A 23,490-nucleotide genomic window follows, 5' to 3' on the forward strand; every position below is an offset into this window, starting at 1 on the left:
AACGTATTCAGGAGACACGAACATGGCCAGCAGAGGCGTAAACAAGGTGATTCTCGTCGGTAATCTGGGCCAGGACCCGGAAGTACGCTACATGCCGAGTGGTGGTGCAGTTGCCAACATTACGCTGGCTACTTCCGAATCCTGGCGTGACAAAGCGACCGGTGAGATGAAAGAGCAGACCGAATGGCACCGCGTTGTGCTGTTTGGCAAACTGGCAGAAGTGGCCGGTGAGTACCTGCGTAAAGGTTCTCAGGTTTATATTGAAGGCCAGCTGCGTACCCGCAAATGGACCGATCAGTCCGGCGCTGAGAAATACACCACTGAAGTGGTGGTAAACGTTGGCGGCACCATGCAGATGCTGGGTGGCCGTCAGGGCGGTGGCGCACCAGCAGGTGGCGGCCAGCAGCAGGGCGGTTGGGGCCAACCTCAGCAGCCACAGGGCGGCAACCAGTTCAGCGGCGGCGCGCAGTCTCGCCCGCAGCAGCAATCCGCACCGGCACCGTCTAACGAACCACCAATGGACTTCGACGACGACATTCCGTTCTGATTCACGGATATGCAAAATAAAAAACCCAGACATCGGTCTGGGTTTTTTTATTCAGTCAGGTATCAGGTAATTACCATCGGCCAGTCTGGTGGCGTATGGCTCATTGCCTCAACCATCACTACTTTAATATTTTCCCAGACGGCGGCAATATCCAGCAGGGTGATACCAAGCAGACCCGTTGCGAACCAGCAAGCCGCGCCCAGTCCTAACAGCGTACTGATAACCGCAAGACCCGCGTAGTCAGATTTACGAAACTGAATGTTCAGCGTGCTGGCTAAAAACATCAGTACCGCACTCAACAAAGGCCAGCGCAGGAGAACCATGCTGGTAGTAATGGTTGCCATAAAACCCATCCTCTCCAAAACAGACGAACTGAATGAAACAGTGTTTCTCGTTACATGATATGTGTGAACTATATCACATTTGTTGATTTATTCGCCAGTGCCTGTGCGCGCATAATGGGCATTTTATTGCTCTGGAAAGGAGAGGTTACAGGAGGGGACGGCTTCGACATCCGCGGGAGCGAACCCACAACGTGCCGGATCCAACGTCCTCTGGGCGAGCGGGGGGAGAGCAACGGTGGAGGAACGGACTCGCCGGCGATGGCACTTTTATAAGTGGAACGTTATTCTCGGCTAATCCTGGAAATATTGTGGTAATAGCTGAACATTTATAAAACATTGATCAAAATACACCGGCGCAAATAGTATAAAACGTCATGTTGACGTTGTACTTTTTTCATGCTGCCAGAAGTTTGGCTTAATCAACGATCCTCTGTTGCGTTATCTTCAAACCCCGGGTCCAGGCTGGATAAATATTTCCCTTAATAGAAACGGAACGAATACTTTTAGTTTAGCTTACGGACAAATATTATCGTCATAACGAAATTTAAGATTTTTAATACTAAAAGTCAGTTGCTAACTTCGCATGATTCATGCAACGTAATCACCTGTTTATCAAAGCATCCGGCCTTCAATACTACAGGCGTACAACATGCAGGGATATAGGGCGGGAAATGAATCGTAGCGCGCGGCGCAAGATGCTCAGAGTGGTAGGGATCATCATGGTAGTTATGCTGCCGGTGATGCTTGCCCTATGGTTTGCCCAGCTAAGAGCCGTGTCGGAAACAAGCGCGCAGTTACGCACCTTTGCTGAACTGGCTTTAGACAAAACTGAACTGGTTATTGAACAGGTTGATCTGGCCCGGGGCGAGGCGGAAAAATATCAGGGTAAAGTTTGTACGCCGTCACATCGCCAATATATGTTGAACGTGGTTCGTGGCCGTCTGTTCATCGCTGATTTAATTTATGCCGAAGGTCAGAATTTTCGTTGTTCATCCATTTTTACCCCGGATCAGCCCTACGCGATCTCCCCCGCTAATTACACTCGTAAACCCGATATCGCTATCTATTATTATCGTGATACGCCATTTTTCACTGGCTATAAAATGACATATATGCAGCGCGGGAATTATGTCGTGGTGGTTAATCCGCTTTCGTACAGTGAAGTGATGTCGAACGATCATTCCCTCTCCTGGGGAGTGTATGACACGGTGACGAATGCCTTCTTTTCCGTCAGTCAGAAAGCCAACGTTTCTTTATTAAACTCGATGATTCGGGATAAGGACGTGGTATTTCAAAAAGATGACCGTTTTTATACGGTGGTGAAGTCTGATAAACGTCCTATCGCCGCCATCGTTTCCACATCGAATAAACGCGTTTATGAAACGCTCTACCATCAGGCGACGCTGACGCTGCCGTTGGGAATGATCTGCAGTATCATTATTTTGTTGGTCTGGTCTCGCACTCATCGTGAACTCAACTCCCCCGGGCGGTTACTGCACCGGGCGCTCAATAAACGACAGCTATGTGTCCATTATCAACCGATTATTGATATCAAGAATAACCGGTGCGTTGGAGCAGAGGCGTTGTTGCGCTGGCCTGGCTTTAACGGGCCGGTCATGAGCCCGGCGGAATTTATTCCGCTGGCGGAAAAAGAGGGGATGAGCGAACGGATTACGGATTATGTGGTGGAAGAGGTGTTCAGCGATCTGGGCCATTTCCTGGCGACGCATCCGGACCTCTATATTTCGATTAACCTGTCGGCCACTGATTTCCACTCCTCGCGATTGATCGCCATGATTTCCGACAAGGCGCGGCACTATGCCGTGCGTGCGCAGCAGATCAAAATCGAGGTCACGGAACGCGGATTTATTGATGTGCCGAAAACCACGCCGGTCATCCAGGCCTTCCGTCAGGCGGGTTATGAAGTGGCGATCGATGATTTTGGTACGGGTTACTCGAACCTGCACAACCTCTACTCGCTGAATGTCGATATTCTGAAAATCGACAAATCCTTTATCGACACCTTAACCACCAACAGCACCAGCCATCTTATCGCCGAGCACATTATCGAGATGGCGCAGAGCCTGCGGCTCAAAACCATTGCGGAAGGGGTAGAAACTGCCGAGCAGGTAAGCTGGTTGTTGAAGCGCGGCGTACAGTTCTGTCAGGGATGGCACTTCGCGAAAGCGATGCCGCCCCAGGAGTTTATGACCTGGCAGCAGCAACCTTTACACTGATAAACCTTAATTCAACTGGTGACGGTAATCGCTTGGCGTGCGATCAAACTCGCGGCGAAACACGCGGGAAAAGGTTTGTTGCGACACATACCCCAGATCCATCGCGATATCAAAAATAGGCCGCTGCGTAGAGCGTAACGCCTGCGCCGCCAGCAGTAACCTGCGCTGACGAATGTACTCACCCAGCGTCTGGTGCATAACGGTCCGGAACATTCTCTGTAAATACCATTTCGAATAGCCCGACTTTTTAGCGACCACATCAATGTTCAACGGTTGGTCGATATGTTCATCAATCCATTCAATAAGTGTCTGAATAATTTGCTGATGCGACATACGGTTGCCCTCTGTAGATACAACTTTCCTGGTTGATTCGTCGTTTTCTCTGCGGGGGAGTATAATTCCTCAAGTTAACTTGAGGTAAAGAGGTTTTATGGAAAAGAGATTGCCGAGAATAAAAGCGCTTTTAACCCCGGGTGAAGTGGCTAAACGAAGCGGTGTGGCGGTATCGGCGCTCCACTTCTATGAAAGTAAAGGGTTAATTAAAAGCATTCGTAATGCCGGAAACCAGCGGCGCTACACCCGTGACGTACTCCGCTACGTAGCGATTATCAAAATTGCGCAACGAATCGGAATTCCCCTGGCCACCATCGGCGAAGCGTTCGGCGTGCTACCGGAAGGCCACACGCTGAGCCCGAAAGAGTGGAAAGAGCTGTCATCCCAGTGGCGTGAGGAGCTGGACCGGCGTATTCATACGCTGGTGGCGCTGCGCGACGAGCTGGACGGCTGCATCGGTTGCGGCTGTTTGTCGCGTAGCGATTGCCCGTTACGCAACCCCGGTGACAAATTGGGCGAACAGGGGACGGGGGCGCGGCTGCTGGAGGAGGATTGAGATCTGTTTTCCGGGTGGCGGCTGCGCCTTACCCGGCAAAAAGCATAATAAAGAACTAAAGCGCCACATAAGGGCGCTTTAGTTTTTTCCGGTCTTTGTCTTTCTCTCTATCCCGCTGGCTCACGGGAGGGTTTCCCCCGACATCAGCACCCCTCATGTCGAGCTGGTTGAGGAGGTTCCGGTTTGTGCTGACACTTTAATTCTACGCAAGGTCCGTTTTTTCGCCAGCCGACCTGACCGTTTTTTAGGCGAATTTTTTTCGCGGTGTTGTTCAATTTTCTATAGTTAAAAAGTATGAATAACAGGAGAGAACCATGCTCACGGTACACCATCTCAACCAGTCGCGCTCGCACCGCGTGATCTGGGCTCTGGAAGAACTTTCTCTGCCCTATGAGATCGTTCACTACCAGCGCGAAAAGAACATGCTGGCTCCCGAGGCCCTTAAACGCGTGCATCCGTTGGGCAAGTCTCCGGTCATCGAAGACAACGGGCTGATCCTTGCCGAATCGGGTGCCATTCTGGAGTACCTGCAGGAAACCTACGACACAGAATCGCAGCTTAAGCCGCTGGATCCTGCCCATAAGGTGCAATACCGCTTCTGGCTGCACTATGCAGAAGGTTCACTTATGCCGCTACTGTTAATGAAGCTGGTTTTTAACAGCCTCGGTAAACCGCCTGTGCCGTTTGGAATACGAACGCTGGGGAAAGCGCTGGGACAGGGAGTACAAAAAGCGTATCTCAACCGCCAGCTGGAAACCCACGCGCGGTTTATTGAATCACACCTGGCTCAACATAGCTGGTTTGCCGGAGATAAACTCAGCATGGCCGATATTCAGATGAGTTTCCCGATTTTTGCCCTGCTGGCGCGGGGCGGCATCGAGGATCTTCCGCACACCCATGCATGGAAGAAAAAGGTCGAAAGTTGTCCTGCCTGGCAGAGAACGCTGGAACAAGGTGGGCCATTAACGATTCCGGGGGAAGGGTGATTTGTAACCTGATTGCGCATTAACGATAACGTTTGCGCATCCTCTGCTTATTTCTTCATCGTCATAAGGGAAATTTAGCGAAAAACGAGAAAGTTCAGTTGAAAAGGGCGGTGATTAGGCTGGATAATCGTTTGCCTAAATTTGACCACCCGTTTTGTAAGCGCGGAGCTAAACGTTTGCTTTTTTTGTGACGCCCCTTTTCGTCGCAAACGCAGCACAAGGATTTGACGTTTTGCTGGCAGTGGAGTCTCCACCACGCTTACGGACTTTCTATAAAAACTCTCAGGGGATGTTTTCTATGTCTACGCCATCCGCGCGTACCGGCGGTTCACTTGACGCCATCTTTAAAATTTCTGCTCGCGGCAGCACCGTGCGCCAGGAAATCGTTGCCGGTCTGACAACGTTTCTGGCAATGGTGTACTCCGTCATCGTTGTGCCGGGCATGCTCGGTAAAGCAGGCTTCCCACCGGCAGCGGTCTTCGTTGCAACCTGTCTGGTCGCCGGTGTTGGCTCCATCGTAATGGGGCTGTGGGCGAATCTGCCGATGGCGATTGGCTGTGCCATTTCCTTGACCGCCTTCACCGCGTTTAGCCTGGTGCTGGGCCAACACATCAGCGTACCGGTTGCCCTGGGCGCCGTCTTCCTGATGGGCGTGCTGTTCACCATTATCTCGGCAACCGGCATTCGTAGCTGGATTTTGCGCAATCTGCCGCACGGCGTGGCGCACGGCACCGGTATCGGTATCGGGCTGTTCCTGCTGCTGATTGCCGCCAACGGCGTGGGTCTGGTCATTAAGAACCCGCTGGACGGTCTGCCGGTGGCGCTGGGCCACTTCGCCAGCTTCCCGGTGATCATGTCCCTGATTGGCCTGGCGGTGATTATTGGTCTGGAAAAACTGAAAGTCCCTGGCGGCATTCTGCTGACCATTATCGGTGTGTCCATTGTCGGCCTGATTTTCGACCCGACCGTGCATTTCTCCGGTATTTTTGCCATGCCGTCACTGAGCGATGACAACGGTAACTCACTGATTGGCAGCCTGGATATTGTCGGCGCGCTGAACCCGGTGATCCTGCCAAGCGTGCTGGCGCTGGTGATGACGGCGGTGTTTGATGCCACCGGTACCATCCGTGCGGTGGCCGGTCAGGCGAACCTGCTGGATAAAGACGGTCAGATTATCGACGGTGGCAAAGCGCTGACCACCGACTCCCTGAGCAGCGTCTTCTCGGGTCTGGTCGGGGCTGCTCCGGCTGCGGTCTATATTGAGTCCGCTGCGGGGACGGCAGCAGGCGGTAAAACGGGTCTCACGGCCATTACCGTTGGTGTGCTGTTCCTGCTGATCCTGTTCCTCTCGCCGCTCTCTTACCTGGTGCCAGCCTACGCTACGGCTCCGGCACTGATGTACGTCGGCCTGCTGATGCTGAGCAACGTGGCGAAAATTGACTTTGCGGACTTTGTGGACGCGATGTCAGGCCTGATCACGGCGGTGTTTATCGTGCTGACCTGTAACATCGTGACCGGCATCATGATCGGCTTCGCGTCACTGGTGATTGGGCGCCTGGTATCCGGTGAGTGGCGCAAGCTGAACATCGGCACCGTGGTCATCGCCGTTGCGCTGGTGGTGTTCTACGCGGGCGGCTGGGCTATCTAAATTGTCCTTTGATGCGAAAACGGGTGGCTCAGGCCGCCCGTTTTTATTTTCAGGACTCATCCCGTTGCCTTTTGCGTTACTCTGGGGAGGATAGAATAAAAGGCACGACGCCTTCCGTAGTACATAAGTAACACAGCAAACAGGGAACGCATGGAAATCTTTTTCACAATACTCATCATGACCCTTGTGGTCTCATTATCCGGGGTGGTCACACGCGTACTGCCCTTTCAGGTCCCCCTGCCATTAATGCAAATTGCCATCGGCGCGCTGCTGGCGTGGCCGACGTTCGGCCTGCACGTTGAGTTCGACCCGGAACTGTTCCTCGTGCTGTTTATCCCGCCACTGCTGTTTGCCGATGGCTGGAAAACACCCACACGCGAGTTTCTGGAACATGGGCGCGAAATCTTCGGTCTGGCGCTGGCGCTGGTGGTTGTGACCGTGGTCGGGATTGGTTTCCTGATCTACTGGGTGGTCCCGGGGATCCCGCTTATACCCGCTTTTGCACTGGCCGCAGTCCTGTCGCCAACCGATGCCGTGGCGCTGTCCGGCATTGTGGGTGAGGGGCGAATTCCGAAGAAAATCATGGGCATTTTACAGGGAGAGGCGCTGATGAATGACGCCTCCGGTCTGGTTGCCCTGAAGTTCGCCGTGGCCGTCGCGATGGGGACCATGATCTTTACTATCGGTGGCGCAACGCTGGAATTCTTCAAGGTGGCTATCGGCGGTATCCTGGCCGGGTTTGTGGTGAGCTGGCTGTATGGCCGTTCGCTGCGCTTTCTCAGCCGCTGGGGTGGCGATGAGCCGGCTACGCAGATCGTGCTGCTGTTCCTGCTGCCGTTTGCCTCTTATCTGATTGCCGAACACATTGGGGTATCGGGCATTCTGGCGGCGGTTGCGGCAGGGATGACCATCACCCGCTCTGGCGTAATGCGCCGTGCACCGCTGGCCATGCGTCTGCGTGCGAACAGCACCTGGGCGATGCTGGAGTTTGTCTTTAACGGCATGGTGTTCCTGCTGTTAGGCCTGCAGCTGCCGGGCATTATGGAATCGTCGCTGGTGGCGGCCGAAGCCGACCCGAACGTAGAAACCTGGATGTTGTTTACCGATATCGTGCTGATCTATATGGCGCTGATGCTGGTGCGTTTTGGCTGGCTGTGGACGATGAAAAAGTTCAGCGTGCGCTTCCTGAAGAAAAAGCCGATGGAGTTCGGTTCGTGGACAACGCGTGAACTGCTGATTGCCTCCTTTGCAGGCGTACGCGGGGCGATCACCCTTGCCGGTGTGCTCTCCATTCCGCTGCTCTTGCCTACCGGGGATGTCTTCCCGGCGCGTTACGAGCTGGTCTTCCTGGCGGCGGGGGTGATCCTCTTCTCCCTGTTCGTCGGGGTAATTATGCTGCCGCTGTTGCTACAGCATATTGATGCAGGCGACGCCACCCAGCAGCATAAAGAGGAGCGGATTGCCCGCGCCGCCACCGCCGAAGTGGCGATTGTGGCCATCCAGAAAATGGAGGAGCGCCTGGCCGCCGATGCCGAAGAGAACATCGACAATCAGCTGCTGACGGAAGTGAGCTCACGCGTGATTGGTAATTTGCGTCGCCGCGCAGACGGGCGTAACGATGTGGAAAGCTCGCTGCAGGAGGAGAACCTGGAGCGCCGGTTCCGTCTGGCGGCGCTGCGCTCCGAGCGTGCCGAGTTGTACCATCTGCGTGCCACGCGGCAAATCAGTAACGAAACGCTGCAGAAACTGCTGCACGATCTGGATCTGCTGGAAGCGTTGTTGATCGAGAATCAGTAGCGCGATTTTGCCCGGTGGCGCTCGATCGGTTCCCTCTCCCTGTGGGAGAGGGTTAGGGTGAGGGGCCCCAAAACCCCTCACAGCACGCCAGCCACGCCTGGGCGCTGTGCGACAAATATATCCCTTCTCGCCAGATCATCCCCAGTTGCCAGTGCAAATCGCTTTCGAGTGGGATCCAGCGCAACGTGTTTTTATCCAGACGCTCGCAAATGGGTTGCGGCAGAATGGCAATCCCCACGCCTGCCTGCACCATCGCTGCCAGGAAATCCCACTGGCCGCTGCGCACCGCAATGCGCGGCTTCACGCTATGTTGATTAAACAGCGTCATTAGCTGGCGGCTGAGGGCGAAATCTTCGTTGTAGATCAACAGAGGGTATTCACCGAGCAGTTCAGGTTTCACTGAGTCTCGCTTCAGCCAGTCACCGGAGCGGGGAACCAGCACGCACAGCGGATGGCTAAAGAGCGGAAGCGTCGCCAGACCGCTCTCTTCCTCAACGGGGAGGGCTGTCATGGCGACGTCCAGCTCGCCGTTGGTAACGGCCTGCTGGACGGTTAACCCACCAAACTCCGAAATTTTGAGTTCAACGCCGGGGTAACGCTGGCGAAACAGGCTAATCGGCCCGGCCATCATCATCCCGACCATTGGCGGGATGCCAAGGCGCAGCACCCCTTTGGTCAGATGATTTATATCATCAAGCTCCGCTTCCAGCTGACGAAACTCGGCCAGGATCGCCAGCCCCCGTTCGAACACCACGCGCCCGGTATCGGTGAGCAACAGCTTGCGTCCGTCGCGGATAAGCAGGGTACAGTTGAGTTCATCTTCGAGGTTTTTCAGCATCTTGCTGATGGTGGGTTGGGTTACAAATAACTTCTCCGCTGCGCGGGTAAAACTCTGCTGGCGAACCACTTCAACAAAATAGCGCAGCGTTCTTATGTCCATGATTATTCCTCGAAACTATACCTTCGATGATTTTAATTCATTTCAGTCCATACCGTGCGCTCACTATACTGGCGCCTCGTCTCATTTTTGAGGAAAACCCCCATGGCCGTGGCGTTAAGCCGTGTTACGCCTGCCGTTGTGCAACGACTCCTGGTGCCGGTTCAGGTACTGCTCTACGCGGGACTGTTTGTTTTTGCAGAATATCTTGTCGGCTGGTTGCATCTGCCGCTGCCTGCCAACCTGGTGGGAATGCTGCTGATGTTGACGCTCATCCTCTGTCGCGTAATCCCCCTCAACTGGGTACGCGCCGGCGCGCGCTGGCTGCTGGCGGAGATGCTGCTGTTCTTTGTCCCTGCCGTGGTGGCGGTGGTAAATTATGCGCAACTGCTGATGGTGGACGGCTGGCGGATCTTCGCAGTCATCGCGCTGAGCACGTTGATGGTGCTGGGCGCTACCGCCTGGGTGGTGGACAAAGTCTATCGGTTCGAAATCAGCAGGCAAAAAAATGACTAACTTTCAAATCAGCGTGCTGTGCCTGATTGCCACCCTGGTTATCTACTTTGCCAACAAGCGCCTGTATCGTCGTTTTCACGCCCTGCCGCTGATGCCGCTGGTCTTCACGCCGATCCTGCTGGTGCTGATGCTGGTTTTCGGCCATATCTCCTGGCAGAACTACATCGGTGAATCCCACTGGTTGCTGTGGCTACTGGGTCCGGCCACCATCGCCTTTGCAGTGCCGGTGTACGACAATCTGGCGATTATCAAACGCCACTGGATGTCACTCAGCGCGGGGGTGATCACCGCCACGGTGGTGGCGGTCTGTAGCTCGGTCTGGCTGGCGCGGTTGTTTACGTTGCCCGATGAAATTCAGCGCAGCCTGGCTGTGCGCTCGGTGACGACGCCATTTGCGCTGGCGGCAGCCAAACCACTCGGCGGCCAGCCGGATCTGGTGGCGTTGTTTGTGGTCGTTACCGGTGTCTTCGGCATGGCGGTGGGCGATATGCTGTTTCTGCGGCTCTCCATCCGCGAAGGGATGGCAAAAGGGGCGGGATTTGGCGCGGCGTCACACGGTGCGGGAACGGCTCGTTCTTATGAGCTGGGTCAGCAGGAGGGCGTGGTAGCAAGCCTGGTGATGATGCTCTCTGGCGTGGTGATGGTGCTGATTGCGCCGCTGGTGGCGTGGGTGATGTTCTGAACTCCCCGGCCCGAAGGCCGGGGATCAAGACTCAGTGTGCGCGGCCTTGTTCCACGCCCAGGCCGGTTTGCGAGCGGATAAACTGGGCGCGGAATTTCTCGCGTTCCAGATTACCCTCCGGCGAGTTGTCGGTTGCGGAGAAGACCCAGATCCCGATAAACGCCACGGCGATAGAGAACAGCGCCGGGTACTCATAGGGGAAGAGCGCCTTTTCGTGACCGAGGATCTGCACCCAAATCGTCGGGCCGAGGATCATCAGGATCACCGCCGTCAGCAGCCCCAGCCAGCCGCCGACCATTGCGCCACGGGTGGTCAGCTTAGACCAGTACATGGAGAGCAGAATGATAGGGAAGTTGCAGCTTGCCGCAATCGAGAAGGCCAGCCCCACCATAAAGGCGATGTTCTGCTTCTCGAACAGGATCCCCAGCAGGATCGCCACCACACCCAGTATCAGTACGGTGATTTTTGAGACTCTCAGCTCTTCACGCTCGGTTGCGCCTTTGCGGAACACGTTCGCGTACAGGTCATGCGACACCGCTGACGCTCCGGCAAGCGTAAGCCCGGCAACCACGGCAAGGATGGTGGCGAAGGCCACGGCCGAGATAAAGCCGAGGAACAGATTGCCGCCTACCGCATCGGCCAGATGCACTGCCGCCATGTTATTCCCGCCAATCAGCGCGCCTGCCGCGTCTTTAAACGCCGGATTTGCGCCTACCAGCATGATGGCGCCAAAACCGATGATAAAGGTCAGAATGTAGAAGTAACCCATAAACCCGGTGGCGTAGAAGACGCTCTTGCGCGCTTCACGGGCATCGCTCACGGTGAAGAAACGCATCAGGATATGTGGCAAGCCTGCGGTACCAAACATCAGACCCAGACCGAGTGAAAGCGCGGATATCGGGTCTTTCACCAGCCCGCCCGGACTCATGATTGCTTCCCCTTTCGGGTGGACCGTCATCGCTTCGGTGAACAGATTATTGAAGCTGAAGCCGACGTGTTTCATCACCATAAAGGCCATGAAGCTGGCGCCGAACAGCAGCAATACCGCTTTGATAATTTGCACCCAGGTGGTCGCCAGCATGCCGCCGAACAGGACGTACATCACCATCAGTACACCTACCAGCACCACCGCAATGTGGTAGTTCAGGCCGAACAGGAGTTCGATCAGTTTGCCCGCGCCAACCATCTGAGCGATCAGATACAGCGCGACCACCACCAGCGAGCCGCAGGCGGAGAGAATGCGAATCGGGCCCTGCTTCAGGCGATAGGAGGCGACATCAGCAAAGGTAAAACGCCCGAGGTTACGCAAGCGTTCGGCGATCAGGAACAGAATAATCGGCCAGCCGACCAGGAAGCCGAGAGAGTAGATCAGTCCATCGTAGCCGGAGGTGTACACCAGCGCGGAAATCCCGAGGAAAGAGGCGGCGGACATAAAGTCACCCGCAATCGCCAGCCCGTTCTGGAAACCGGTGATATTGCCGCCCGCGGTGTAGTAATCGTTACGGGAGCGCACGCGTTTTGACGCCCAGTAAGTGATATACAGGGTCAGCACCACGAAAATCAGGAACATGACAATCGCCTGCCAGTTGGTTGGCTGGCGCTGTACCTCACCGGTAATGGCATCCGCGGCGTTTGCCGCGAAGGGAAGTGTGGCGGCAAGCGCCGTCAGGACTCTCTTCATGATGCTTTTACCTCACGCAGTACCGCTTTATTAAGACGATCGAATTCGCCATTCGCACGCCAGACATAAACACCGGTCAGCACAAACGAAATCACGATGACGCCAATACCAATCGGGATGCCCCGCGTGACGCTGGTGCCCTCATGCAGCGGCGTACCCAGCCAGTGCGGAGCGAAGGCAATCAGCAGAATAAAGCCGACGTAGATAATCAGCATGATGATGGAAAGTAAGAAGGCAAACCGTTGCCGTTTATCGACGAGCTCCCTGTAGTGCGCACTATTCTCTATCTGCTGACAAATATCGTTATTCATCACAGAAATCTCCAGAAGTAAGGTTGGTTTGTTTTATCCCCTCTCCCCTGTGGGGAGAGGGTTAGGGTGAGGGGAGGAAGGTGCGGTCTGATGCCCTCACCCCGGCCCTCTCCCACAGGGAGAGGGAGAAAAGATTACGATGGCATTGCGATGGCCTGCTTCTCTTCGAGCAGTTTTTCCACCACACCCGGATCGGCGAGCGTTGAGGTATCGCCGAGGTTGCTGGTGTCACCTGCCGCGATTTTGCGCAAGATTCGGCGCATAATTTTTCCTGAGCGGGTTTTCGGCAGAGAGTCAGTCCAGTGCAGCACATCCGGCGTGGCAAGCGGGCCAATCTCTTTGCGGACCCAGTTACGCACTTCGGCATACAGCTCTGGCGACGGCTCTTCACCGTGGTTCAGGGTGACGTAGGCGTAAATCGCCTGGCCTTTAATGTTGTGCGGAATACCCACTACTGCGGCTTCGGCGATCTTCGGATGCGATACCAGCGCGGATTCAATCTCCGCGGTGCCCAGACGGTGGCCGGAGACGTTTAGCACGTCGTCCACGCGCCCGGTGATCCAGTAGTAGCCATCCTCGTCACGACGCGCACCGTCGCCGCTGAAGTACATGTTTTTAAAGGTTGAGAAGTAGGTCTGCTCGAAGCGCTCATGGTCGCCGAACAGCGTACGCGCCTGGCCCGGCCAGGAATCGGTGATCACCAGGTTGCCTTCGGTGGCACCGTCCAGCGGATTGCCTTCGTTATCCACCAGCGCAGGCTGGACGCCAAAGAACGGGCGGGTTGCGGAACCGGCTTTTAGCTGGGTGGCGCCAGGCATCGGGGTGATCATGAAGCCGCCGGTTTCGGTCTGCCACCAGGTGTCCATGACCGGGCATTTCTCGTTGCCGATTTTCTTCCAGTACCACTCCCAGGCTTCCGGGTTGATGGGCTCACCCACGGAACCGAGGATGCGCAGGGAAGAGCGGTCCGTGCCTTCGATGGCCTTGTCACCTTCCGCCATCAGCGCACGGATGGCCGTTGGCGCGGTGTAGAGAATGTTAACCTGGTGCTTATCGACCACCTGACACATTCGCGCCGGGGTCGGCCAGTTCGGCACACCCTCAAACATCAGCGTCGTTGCGCCACAGGCCAGCGGGCCGTACAGCAGGTAGCTGTGCCCGGTGACCCAACCCACGTCGGCGGTACACCAGTAGATATCGCCCGGATGGTAGTCGAAGACATATTTGAACGTGGTGGCCGCATAGACCAGATAGCCGCCGGTGGTGTGCAGCACGCCTTTGGGTTTGCCGGTGGAGCCGGAGGTATAGAGAATAAACAGTGGATCTTCCGCGTTCATCTCTTGCGGTTGATGCTGGTCGCTCGCTTTCTCAATCAGATCGCTCCACCACAGGTCACGCCCTTCGTTCCAGTCGATCTTGCCACCGGTACGCTTAAGGACAATAACGTTGCTGACGGTTTTGACGTTCGGATTTTTCAGCGCTTCGTCGACATTTTTCTTCAGGGGAATACCGCGCCCGGCACGCACGCCTTCATCGGCGGTGATCACCAGTTTCGAACTTGAGTCGACAATTCGCCCGGCAACTGCTTCCGGCGAGAACCCGCCAAAGATAACGGAATGGATCGCGCCGATGCGCGCGCAGGCCAGCATCGCCACCGCCGCTTCCGGCACCATTGGCATATAGATAGCGACCACATCGCCTTTTTTGATGCCCCTCTCCAGCAGGACGTTGGCGAAGCGGCATACGTCACGGTGCAGCTCTTTATAGGTGATATGTTTGCTCTGAGAGGCGTCGTCGCCTTCCCAGATGATAGCCGTTTCGTTACCGCGTTCGGCAAGATGGCGATCGAGGCAGTTCGCCGCAAGGTTCAGCGTGCCGTCTTCATACCATTTAATAGAAACGTTACCCGGCGCAAAGGAGGTGTTCTTCACCTTCTGGTAAGGTTTGATCCAGTCAAGAATATGGCCCTGCTCGCCCCAGAAGGCGTCAGGGTCAGAGACAGATTGCTGATACTTCTCGTGGTATTGCTCCGGGTTTATCAGGCAACGGTCCGCAATGTTAGCGGGAATGTCATGTTTGTGTATTTGGCTCATGGCTTTTTTTCTCCTTGTAAGATGTTAATAATATGTCGCAAAAACGTTAATAGTAGGGGCTTTACAAGCTTTGTTTATTATTTGGGCTACAGATCACGCATTGTTTGAATAGTATGAAAAATGAGCGAATGAAACTTTGAAGGAAAATAATTTACCGTGCGGATTATTCACATTTGCGTTTAAAAAAGCGTTTTTATAACAAACGGTTATTTATAAGAATTATCATAAACTCGCGTCATCGCGGCTTTTCGTAGTGAAATGCGTCGTTCTTTAAGGCTTGCGCAACATACCGCGCAAATGATACTCATACGCCGCGTTAAAAAATCCCATAAACCAACGCAACACAATTCATACCCTTTCAGTATGTCTCCATATTCATGCAGTTTGTGTGAATAAGGCGCTTCATTGAGGAAGTCAGTTTCTATGAAAAACGTTAAAGTCAGCCTGGCCTGGCAAATCCTGCTGGCCCTTGTGCTGGGTATCCTGCTGGGGAGTTATCTCCATTATCACAGCGACAGCCGTGAGTGGCTGATTGCGAACCTGCTCTCACCGGCGGGTGATATCTTTATTCATCTGATCAAGATGATTGTGGTGCCGATTGTGATCTCTACGCTGGTGGTGGGTATCGCCGGTGTCGGTGATGCAAAACAGTTAGGCCGCATCGGTGCAAAAACCATTATCTATTTCGAAGTGATCACGACGATTGCCATCATTCTCGGCATCACCATGGCGAATGTCTTCCAGCCAGGCTCCGGGATTGATATGTCGCAACTGGCGACGGTGGATATTTCGAAATACCAAAGTACGACCGCTGATGTGCAGAGCCATGCGCATGGCCTGATGGGTACGATCCTGTCGCTGGTGCCGACCAACATTGTGGCGTCGATGGCGAAGGGCGAGATGCTGCCTATCATATTCTTCTCGGTGTTGTTTGGTCTGGGCCTCTCCTCTCTGCCGGCCACGCACCGTGAACCGCTGGTCACCGTGTTCCGTTCTATCTCTGAAACCATGTTTAAAGTCACTCACATGGTGATGCGTTACGCGCCGGTAGGGGTGTTTGCGCTTATCGCGGTCACCGTGGCGAACTTTGGTTTTGCCTCCCTGTGGCCGCTGGCGAAGCTGGTGATTCTGGTGCATTTCGCCATCCTGTTCTTCGCGCTGGTGGTGCTGGGCATTGTGGCGCGCCTGTGTGGGCTGAGCATCTGGATCCTGATCCGCATTCTGAAAGACGAGTTGATTCTGGCGTACTCCACGGCCAGCTCTGAAAGCGTGCTGCCGCGTATTATTGAGAAGATGGAGGCCTATGGTGCCCCGGCTTCTATCACCAGCTTTGTGGTGCCAACCGGTTACTCCTTCAACCTGGACGGCTCGACGCTGTACCAGAGCATTGCGGCCATCTTCATTGCCCAACTGTACGGCATTGATCTGTCACTGTGGCAGGAAATTGTGCTGGTGCTGACGCTGATGGTGACCTCAAAAGGCATTGCGGGTGTGCCGGGCGTCTCCTTCGTGGTGCTACTGGCGACGCTTGGCAGCGTCGGTATCCCGCTGGAAGGTCTGGCGTTTATCGCCGGTGTTGACCGTATCCTGGATATGGCGCGTACGGCGCTGAACGTGGTCGGAAACGCGCTGGCGGTACTGGTTATCGCCAAATGGGAACACAAGTTCGACCGTAAAAAAGCGCTGGCGTATGAACGCGAGGTGCTGGGTCGTTTTGATAAGACGGCTGACCAGTAATGTAACGTATTCTTCCCTCTCCCCTGTGGGGAGAGGGTTAGGGTGAGGGGATTCTACTCCCCACTCAACGCATCAAACTCTTCACACCCCGTATCAAACCCTTCGGTACAGCTCAGGTTTAACCAGTAGAGCGCTTTCTGTTTATTGGGCGTAATAAAGCCTTTCTCACCCTGCTGGAACAGCATCCCCGCCCAGTATTCGGCATAGCCGGTGCGTGACAGAGACGAGCTGCGCTTAAACCACGATGCCGCCAGAGCATCGTCCTGGGCCACTTCTACACCGTTGGCATAAATCAGACCCAGCAGCATTTGCGCATCTACCGCAGAGTCGTTGTCGATATCTTCGGTGGCCGTCTGCAGCAGTTTGATGGCCTGCGGGTAGTCTGTTTTGCCACCCTGGGTATTCACCAGGACGCGTGCCAGCATAATGGCGCCACGCTTGCTGCCCGCAATCGTGGCCTGCTGCGCCAGCGCTTTGGCCTGGGCGTAATCACCCTGGGTAAACTGGATTTGGGACAAGAGCGCCATGGCATCGACATCTCCCCCTTTTGCCGCTTTCTCTGCCCACATCGCTGCCTGCTTGCTGTCGCCGGAGCTGAACCAGGTATCGGCGAGATAATACTGAGCGCGTGCATCGCCCGCCTCCGCCTGCGCTTTGTACTGGCTGCCAATCTCATCGGCATGGACGAACGACGTAACAAGTAATAACAACAGTAAAAATGGTTTCATGGATTCTTATCATCTGGGTACACGCCGCGCAGTATAATCGCGGCCATAGAATAAAAAAACGGGTGCGTTAAGACCTCAGCATCCTGCAAGCCGGGCGGAACTGTCATTCCGCCCGCAGAGGTTAGCCTGCAACGCAGGCTAATTTCGCCGCCACCTCCTGATGTTCACTCTTTATTGTCAGTTCGCATAACTTTCCGCGAGTAATAAAGGTAAAGATCACTATCGTCAGGCAGATAATAAAGACAATGCCTAACGCAGTTTTTAATGGCGTCATGCCTTTTACTCCTTGTCAAAAAAAGAATAAGAGGCTACTCTCAACCTGTTGGTTGTTGGGGGTAGCCTCGGGTAAATGACTATTTCCCGGGGCTTTCCACTTTCTGTCCCTCAACAATGCTCAAGACAGAAAGTCTTAAGCACCCGCCGCACATCTTATCCATTTGAATCAAAATACAAAGATGTAATTCTTTTTCGTGAAATTTACATTGTTTCTGCGAGCAGCTTTCCGGATTAATAATTGATATTTTTAATGAGTTAAGCGGAAATAAAAAGGGAGTGAATATTTCACTCCCTTTATTCATCGATTAAATAACATCATTATCCCATCGCACTTTCGCGCAACCGGGCTTTCAGCTTGTTATATTCGTCGATCACATACTGTTCCGCCGCGTGCTGATCCGCAATTGGCTCCACGTTGACGGCGCAGTATTTATACTCCGGCGTTTTGGTTATCGGGCTTAAGTTCTCCGTCACCAGTTCGTTACAGGCACCAATCCACCACTGGTAGGTCATGTACACCGCCCCTTTGTTGGGACGATCGCTGACCTGCGCACGGGTAATGATCCTGCCTTTACGCGAGTTCACCCATACCAGCGCTTCGTCTTCAATGCCAAGACGTTCAGCGTCGGCGGTGTTGATCTGCGCATAACCCGGTTCGTCCGCCAGTGCTGCCAGCGCCGCGCAGTTGCCGGTCATCGAACGGCAGGAGTAGTGGCCCACTTCACGCACGGTGGAGAGCACCATTGGATACTCATCGGTGAGTTTATCAATAGGGGCAACCCAGTCGCAGGTGAAGAACTGTGCCAGCCCATTTGGGGTGTCGAATTTCTCTTTAAAGAGATATGACGTGCCCTGGTCGGCCTCAGACTCATCCCGGCACGGCCACTGGATATACCCCAGTTCACCCATTTTTTCATAAGTTGCACCGTAGAAGTCCGGACACAGATGCCGCAACTCGTCCCAGATCTCCTGGGTGTTGTTGTAGTGCATCGGGTAGCCCATACGGGTGGCAATTTCGCTGATAATCTGCCAGTCGGTTTTCAGATCCCACTTCGGCTCCACCGCTTTAAAGAAACGCTGGAAGCCGCGGTCTGCCGCCGTGTAGACCCCTTCATGCTCACCCCAGGACGTTGACGGTAAAATCACATCCGCCGCTGCCGCGGTTTTGGTCATAAAGATGTCCTGAACAATCACCAGCTCCAGATCCTCAAACCCTTTCCGCACCGCAGAGAGCTCGGCGTCAGTCTGGAGGGGATCTTCACCCATGATGTAAGCCGCCCGCACTTCACCATGTGCCGCCCGGTGCGGCAGCTCGCTGATGCGATACCCGGTGTGCTCCGGCAAACTTTCCACGCCCCACGCTTTGGCAAACTTCGCGCGGTTTTCCGGGAACTTCACGTACTGGTAGCCCGGATAAGTGTCCGGCAGCGCGCCCATATCGCAGGCACCCTGCACGTTGTTCTGACCGCGTACCGGGTTCACACCAACATGTGCCTTGCCAAGGTTGCCGGTCAGCATGGCGAGGCTGGTCAGGGAGCGCACGGTTTCCACGCCCTGATAGAACTGGGTCACGCCCATGCCCCACAGAATGGCGGCGGTTTTCGCTCCGGCGTACATCCTTGCTGCCTGACGGATCTCCTGTGCGCTGACGCCGGTTATCGCTTCGACAGATTCTGGCGTATAGCCTTCGACAATTTTCCGATACTCTTCAAAACCTTCCGTACGGGTGGCGACAAACGCCTGGTCGTAGAGGTTCTCCTCAATAATGACGTGCCCCATGGCGTTCAACAGCGCGATGTTCGAGCCGTTTTTCAACGCGATGTGCATATCTGCAATACGTGCCGTTTCGATTTTGCGCGGATCGCAGACGATGATTTTCGCCCCGTTCTGTTTGGCGCGAATAACGTGGTTCGCGACAATCGGGTGAGAATCCGCCGGGTTATAGCCGAAGATAAAGACGAGATCGGTGTTGTCTATCTCGTTAATTGCATTACTCATTGCGCCGTTTCCGACCGACTGGTGCAGACCTGCAACCGATGGGCCGTGTCAGACGCGAGCGCAGCAGTCGACGTTATTGGTTCCAATAACGGCGCGCGCGAATTTTTGCATTACATAGTTGGTTTCGTTACCCGTCCCTCGTGATGACCCGGTGGTCTGGATCGCATCCGGGCCATATTTAGCCTTAATGGCGCTCAGGCGAGTGGCGACGTAGTCCAGCGCCTCGTTCCACGAGACGGCTTCCAGCTTGCCACCGCGTTCACGGCGGATCATGGGGGTTTTCAGGCGCGGGGTGAGGATTTGGGTATCGTTAATAAAATCCCAGCCGTAGTAACCTTTCAGGCACAGCGTGCCCTGGTTGGTTTTTCCCTGTGCGGCCTCCGCCCGGACGATTTTGCCGTTATCGACCACCAGGTGGATCTTGCAACCTGAGGCACAATAAGGGCAAACCGTGACGACTTTTTTCATCAGTCTGCTCCAGTTAATCATTTCGCAGCCATAATGCAGCTTTTATGCCATGTTTTTAGTGTGGGTATCACCCGACTTTACGGGCGATCTCACGGCAAAACCCTGACGAAAAGCAGGCAATCGTCAAAATTGACGTGTCGAAAAGGCAGCGGATGTGACATGGGTTGTAATTCCGTCACGTAAAAATCCATTTGGCTGGAGCCGACGGCAGAATAGTTCAGACTTAACATAATCCCCTGACGGAAGCATGCGATGAAACCGGCGATTCTGGTGGTTGATGACGATACGGCAGTGTGCGAGCTGCTGCAGGATGTGCTCAGCGAGCACGTCTTTACGGTGCTCGTCTGCCATAACGGACAGGATGCACTGAACCGGGTTCATCAGGAACCGGAAATTGCCCTGGTCCTGCTGGACATGATGCTGCCGGATATCAACGGCCTGCAGGTCCTGCTGCAACTGCAAAAGCAACGCCCGGATCTGCCGGTTGTGATGCTTACCGGGCTGGGCAGTGAGTCTGACGTGGTGGTCGGGCTGGAGATGGGGGCCGACGACTACATTGGCAAACCGTTTAATCCGCGTGTGGTGGTCGCCCGGGTTAAAGCCGTGCTCAGGCGTTCCGGGGCGCTGGCGGCCGACACGCCCGCGCCACGGATGGCGGGCATTGCTTTTAATGGCTGGACGCTGGATACCACCCGCTGCGAGCTGATCGATCCGCAGCGTAACCCCGTACCGCTGACCCAGGGTGAATACGGCCTGCTGCTGGCGCTTACCCAGAATGCCCGCCGGGTACTGAGCCGCGAGCAGTTGCTTGAGTTGACCCACAGCGAAAGTGCCGATGTGTTTGACCGCACCATCGACGTATTGATCATGCGCCTGCGCCGGAAAATTGAAGTCAATCCTCACCAGCCACTGCTTATCAAAACCATCCGTGGGCTGGGCTACGTTTTTGCCACAGACGTGTCGCACAACGAGAAAGCGGCTTAAGTCTTCTCTTTAATAAACGCCTGCAGCTCGGCCAGCGTTTTTGCTCCATCAATGGCATTCGCGGCCAGCAGGCTTGCCCGGGCGCAGGCATGCGCCAGGTAAATACTCTCTGCCAGCGGCAGCGATTCATGGCAGCCATATAAAAAGCCAGCACAAAAGGCATCACCCGCGCCGACGCTGCCAATAATCTCCTCCTGCGTCAGCCGCCATGAGGGGATCCAGCGTCCTTCTTCGTTTGCGGCTTCTCCCCAGGCGCCTTCCGGGCAGTGGATCACCACCCGCTGCCGGACGCCTGCCGCCAGCAGCTGCGCGGCGGCTTCAGCGATGTGGGCAACGTGCGGTGCGTCGTTGCTGTCGCGCATCTCAAGGCCGCTAAACTCTCCGGCTTCCAGTTCGTTAATGACCAGATAATCGAGATGACGCAGGGCAGGGAGGACCAGCGGCTGATAGCGCGGATCGCCCTTGCGGGAGACCAGATCGAGCGAGGTTTCATACCCCTGCTCGCGCATCTGCGCCAGCAGACGTGCGCTGCGGGTGCCGTATTCGTCATCTGGCATATCCAGACTGTCGAGCAGCAGCAGGTAGCCGAGGTGGAAGATTTTCATTGTGCCGTCGAGACGGTCAAACGCGGGGAGATCCAGCAGGCGGTTGGCCCCGGGTGAGTGGAAAAAGGTGCGCTGTCCGCTGGGGTCGGTCATCACCTGCGACATGGAGGTTGGCGCAAAGGTGGTGCGCTGTACGCGCTGCCGATTGACGTGATACTGGTCGAGCATCGCCAGAATGTAATCCCCGTCGCTGTCTTCGCCAATCAGCCCCACTGCCTGTAGCGGCAGGCCGACATGCATTTTCGCCAGCGTCAGCAGGACGTTGAGCGGCGCGCCGCCGGTGGAACGTTCGCTGTGGGTAATTTCTGCCAGCCAGCCGCGTTCCGGCCATTGCACGATCTGGTGAACGTGATCCACCAGCATATTGCCCGCGGCGATGATCCCTTTGCGTTCCATTATGCCTGCCCCGCGCTGCCAAAGATGCGCATCTGTTCGGCAACCGTATCGGTAATCGCCTCTTCTATGCCCAGCAACAGCTCGGCAAACTCATCGTACAACGGCTGGCGGTTGGCCATACGCTGCTCAACGGCGGAAAGCGCGGCCTGGGACATGCCGGTATAGAAATTGATTTTATGAATACCAAGTTCAATGGCGCGACGAAAATCAGCATCGCTGATCCCGGAGCCGCCGTGCAGCACCAGTGGCAGGCCAGTCTGCTGGCGAATGGCGTCCAGACGGGGGAAATCGAGCTTCGGCTCGCCTTTGTATTTGCCGTGTGCGTTGCCAATGGCGACGGCCAGCGCGTCAATACCGGTTGAATCGACAAATTCCCGCGCCAGCTGCGGGTCGGTAAAGTACGCTTCATCCGCATGGCCGTAGAGCGCCCCGCCTTCATCGCCACCGACGGCACCTAACTCTGCCTCCACCGACACGCCCACCGCGTGACACATCTTCACTACTTCACGCGTCTGACGAATATTCTCTTCGTAGCTCAGTGTCGAGCCATCGAACATCACGGAACTGAACCCTAAGCGCAGGGCGCGTACCACGGCGTCAAAGTGCAGGCCGTGGTCGAGGTTGAGTACCACGGGGATCGCGTGGCGGGTGGCTTCGTACTTAACCGCTTCGACAAGCGACTCCAGCGACACGTATTTAAAATGCACTTCGGCGATGTTGATGATAAAAGGCGAGCGCTCCTGCTTCGCCGCGGCAAACAGGGCGCGCAGGAAGTGGGTGTCGAGAACGTTGAACGCGCCCAGCGCGTAGCGATGTTGCCTGGCGTGCGCAAGACCGTCGGCAAGAGAAATCAATGGCATCATTTACCCCTTATATCCGAAACAGGTTGTACTCGTTGCACAGCACCAGCACCGCCGGTTCGTCTTCTTCGATGTTGTTATAGCGGACAACGGGCTGCAAAAAGTGGTTGTCGTGTTCATCGTCATTGACCGATGAAACTTCGCCCACCAGCACGTCGCCAAAACCGCGTTCACCCCAGAAACTGTGGTACAGGCCGGGTGTCAGGCAGATGCTTTCCCCTGGTGTGAGGCGCAGCTGGCTGCCGGGGGCGTGGGTCTGCTGGCAACCGTCGATCGTGACGGTGACGTCGGTGTTTTCGGTCTCTTCATGGGCGCCGGCATTCCATAACTCAATAATGAGATTTCCACCGCCGCGGTTGATGATGTCCTCCCGTTTGCGCCAGTGAAAATGCATGGGCGTGACCTGGCCGTCGCGTACGTGCATGATTTTTTCGGCGTAGCATTTTTCATACGGCGTGCCGTTTGGGGAGCCGTTGCGCAGGGTAAACAGCGTGAGTCCCTGCGCGGCAAAGCTGCTGCCGCCAAAGGCCGTTACGTCCCAACCGAGCTTAAGGTCAAACACTTCCTGCCAGGCGGCCTGATCGAGCTGCTGCCATTTTGTAGGCGGAAAGCTGGCAAAAGGGGGGAGATGCACGTCGTGCATGGAGAAAAACTGCCGCGTGTGGCCGAGGATTTCGTTGATTTCGGAGCGTTTCATGGGGACTCCTTGTGTTTTTTGTCGGCCCAGTCCCCTCTCCCTGTGCGAGAGGGTTAGGGTGAGGGCATCGGGC

General features: G+C 55.3%; 22 protein-coding genes. 10 read left to right on the plus strand and 12 right to left on the minus strand.

What is annotated here, in order from left to right; translation table 11 throughout:
• Positions 1 to 22 precede the first annotated feature (22 nt).
• Entirely contained in the window at positions 23 to 547 is a 525-nt protein-coding gene (gene ssb1, locus EKN38_RS20165) for a single-stranded DNA-binding protein SSB1 (protein ID WP_008503384.1), read from the plus strand.
• A 62-nt stretch (positions 548 to 609) separates the two neighbouring features.
• Here ssb1 and EKN38_RS20170 read toward each other — a convergent pair whose 3' ends face one another.
• A complete protein-coding gene (locus EKN38_RS20170; RefSeq protein ID WP_008503385.1) occupies positions 610 to 891 on the minus strand; it encodes a YjcB family protein in 282 nt (93 codons plus the stop codon).
• 671 nt (positions 892 to 1,562) lie between these two features.
• Between EKN38_RS20170 and EKN38_RS20175 the strand changes: the two genes are divergently transcribed.
• Complete coding sequence (locus EKN38_RS20175; RefSeq protein ID WP_043951547.1) at positions 1,563 to 3,128, plus strand: EAL domain-containing protein; 1,566 nt, start codon at positions 1,563 to 1,565, stop codon at positions 3,126 to 3,128.
• Between the two features lie 6 nt (positions 3,129 to 3,134).
• Here the strand turns inward: EKN38_RS20175 and soxS are convergent, their stop codons facing one another.
• Complete coding sequence (soxS, locus tag EKN38_RS20180; protein WP_013095071.1) at positions 3,135 to 3,461, minus strand: superoxide response transcriptional regulator SoxS; 327 nt, start codon at positions 3,459 to 3,461, stop codon at positions 3,135 to 3,137.
• 97 nt (positions 3,462 to 3,558) lie between these two features.
• Here soxS and soxR point away from each other — a divergent pair, with 97 nt between their 5' ends.
• From soxR to EKN38_RS20200, 4 genes are all read left to right on the plus strand, one after another.
• Positions 3,559 to 4,017, plus strand: a complete 459-nt coding sequence (gene soxR / locus EKN38_RS20185) for a redox-sensitive transcriptional activator SoxR (RefSeq protein ID WP_013095072.1) — start codon at positions 3,559 to 3,561, stop codon at positions 4,015 to 4,017.
• Between the two features lie 314 nt (positions 4,018 to 4,331).
• Entirely contained in the window at positions 4,332 to 5,003 is a 672-nt protein-coding gene (locus EKN38_RS20190; RefSeq protein WP_014830297.1) for a glutathione S-transferase family protein, read from the plus strand.
• A 298-nt stretch (positions 5,004 to 5,301) separates the two neighbouring features.
• Positions 5,302 to 6,651 (plus strand): guanine/hypoxanthine transporter GhxP, encoded by a 1,350-nt coding sequence (gene ghxP / locus EKN38_RS20195; protein ID WP_014830298.1) that lies wholly within the window; start codon positions 5,302 to 5,304, stop codon positions 6,649 to 6,651.
• A gap of 150 nt (positions 6,652 to 6,801) precedes the next feature.
• On the plus strand, positions 6,802 to 8,448 hold the full coding sequence (locus EKN38_RS20200) for a Na+/H+ antiporter (protein WP_014830299.1): 1,647 nt from the start codon (positions 6,802 to 6,804) through the stop codon (positions 8,446 to 8,448).
• 52 nt (positions 8,449 to 8,500) lie between these two features.
• Here EKN38_RS20200 and EKN38_RS20205 read toward each other — a convergent pair whose 3' ends face one another.
• Positions 8,501 to 9,388 (minus strand): LysR family transcriptional regulator, encoded by an 888-nt coding sequence (locus EKN38_RS20205; protein ID WP_014830300.1) that lies wholly within the window; start codon positions 9,386 to 9,388, stop codon positions 8,501 to 8,503.
• A gap of 102 nt (positions 9,389 to 9,490) precedes the next feature.
• On the opposite strand from EKN38_RS20205, the gene EKN38_RS20210 reads away from it, so the two are divergent.
• Together EKN38_RS20210 and EKN38_RS20215 are read left to right on the plus strand one after the other, a co-directional pair.
• On the plus strand, positions 9,491 to 9,901 hold the full coding sequence (locus EKN38_RS20210; RefSeq protein ID WP_014830301.1) for a CidA/LrgA family protein: 411 nt from the start codon (positions 9,491 to 9,493) through the stop codon (positions 9,899 to 9,901).
• Positions 9,894 to 10,583: an LrgB family protein gene (locus EKN38_RS20215; RefSeq protein ID WP_014830302.1), complete on the plus strand. Its 690-nt coding sequence runs from the start codon at positions 9,894 to 9,896 to the stop codon at positions 10,581 to 10,583. Before EKN38_RS20210 ends, EKN38_RS20215 begins: the two co-directional genes overlap by 8 nt.
• 31 nt (positions 10,584 to 10,614) lie before the next feature.
• Here EKN38_RS20215 and actP read toward each other — a convergent pair whose 3' ends face one another.
• The 3 genes from actP to acs form a co-directional block, all read right to left on the minus strand.
• Positions 10,615 to 12,264, minus strand: a complete 1,650-nt coding sequence (gene actP, locus EKN38_RS20220; RefSeq protein ID WP_014830303.1) for a cation/acetate symporter ActP — start codon at positions 12,262 to 12,264, stop codon at positions 10,615 to 10,617.
• Positions 12,261 to 12,575: a DUF485 domain-containing protein gene (locus EKN38_RS20225; protein WP_013095080.1), complete on the minus strand. Its 315-nt coding sequence runs from the start codon at positions 12,573 to 12,575 to the stop codon at positions 12,261 to 12,263. Before EKN38_RS20225 ends, actP begins: the two co-directional genes overlap by 4 nt.
• A 134-nt stretch (positions 12,576 to 12,709) precedes the next feature.
• Complete coding sequence (gene acs / locus EKN38_RS20230) at positions 12,710 to 14,668, minus strand: acetate--CoA ligase (protein ID WP_014830304.1); 1,959 nt, start codon at positions 14,666 to 14,668, stop codon at positions 12,710 to 12,712.
• 423 nt (positions 14,669 to 15,091) lie between these two features.
• Between acs and gltP the strand changes: the two genes are divergently transcribed.
• Complete coding sequence (gene gltP / locus EKN38_RS20235) at positions 15,092 to 16,405, plus strand: glutamate/aspartate:proton symporter GltP (protein WP_014830305.1); 1,314 nt, start codon at positions 15,092 to 15,094, stop codon at positions 16,403 to 16,405.
• A gap of 53 nt (positions 16,406 to 16,458) precedes the next feature.
• Here gltP and EKN38_RS20240 read toward each other — a convergent pair whose 3' ends face one another.
• The 3 genes from EKN38_RS20240 to fdhF all read right to left on the minus strand — a co-directional run bounded on the left by EKN38_RS20240 (position 16,459) and on the right by fdhF (position 19,875).
• Entirely contained in the window at positions 16,459 to 17,133 is a 675-nt protein-coding gene (locus EKN38_RS20240) for a tetratricopeptide repeat protein (protein WP_014830306.1), read from the minus strand.
• A gap of 121 nt (positions 17,134 to 17,254) precedes the next feature.
• Positions 17,255 to 17,407 (minus strand): Hok/Gef family protein, encoded by a 153-nt coding sequence (locus EKN38_RS20245; RefSeq protein WP_013095084.1) that lies wholly within the window; start codon positions 17,405 to 17,407, stop codon positions 17,255 to 17,257.
• A 320-nt stretch (positions 17,408 to 17,727) separates the two neighbouring features.
• Entirely contained in the window at positions 17,728 to 19,875 is a 2,148-nt protein-coding gene (gene fdhF / locus EKN38_RS20250; RefSeq protein WP_080019561.1) for a formate dehydrogenase subunit alpha, read from the minus strand.
• A 252-nt stretch (positions 19,876 to 20,127) separates the two neighbouring features.
• On the opposite strand from fdhF, the gene EKN38_RS20255 reads away from it, so the two are divergent.
• Positions 20,128 to 20,859 (plus strand): response regulator, encoded by a 732-nt coding sequence (locus EKN38_RS20255; RefSeq protein ID WP_014830308.1) that lies wholly within the window; start codon positions 20,128 to 20,130, stop codon positions 20,857 to 20,859.
• Here EKN38_RS20255 and EKN38_RS20260 read toward each other — a convergent pair.
• The 3 genes from EKN38_RS20260 to EKN38_RS20270 are packed head-to-tail and all read right to left on the minus strand — an operon-like array spanning position 20,856 to position 23,417.
• Positions 20,856 to 21,863, minus strand: coding sequence for a carbohydrate kinase family protein (locus EKN38_RS20260; protein ID WP_118284010.1), 1,008 nt, complete (start codon positions 21,861 to 21,863; stop codon positions 20,856 to 20,858). The two genes, EKN38_RS20255 and EKN38_RS20260, sit on opposite strands and share 4 nt — an antisense overlap.
• A complete protein-coding gene (locus EKN38_RS20265) occupies positions 21,860 to 22,720 on the minus strand; it encodes a ketose 1,6-bisphosphate aldolase (protein WP_014830310.1) in 861 nt (286 codons plus the stop codon). The genes EKN38_RS20260 and EKN38_RS20265 overlap by 4 nt, the downstream gene beginning before the upstream one ends.
• A gap of 10 nt (positions 22,721 to 22,730) precedes the next feature.
• The gene (locus tag EKN38_RS20270; RefSeq protein ID WP_014830311.1) at positions 22,731 to 23,417 is read right to left on the minus strand and encodes a D-lyxose/D-mannose family sugar isomerase; all 687 of its coding nucleotides are present in this window, start codon (positions 23,415 to 23,417) and stop codon (positions 22,731 to 22,733) included.
• Between the last annotated feature and the right edge of the window lie 73 nt (positions 23,418 to 23,490).

The organism is Enterobacter sp. WCHEn045836 (assembly GCF_003965585.1).
Classification (GTDB): Bacteria; Pseudomonadota; Gammaproteobacteria; order Enterobacterales; family Enterobacteriaceae; genus Enterobacter; species Enterobacter dissolvens.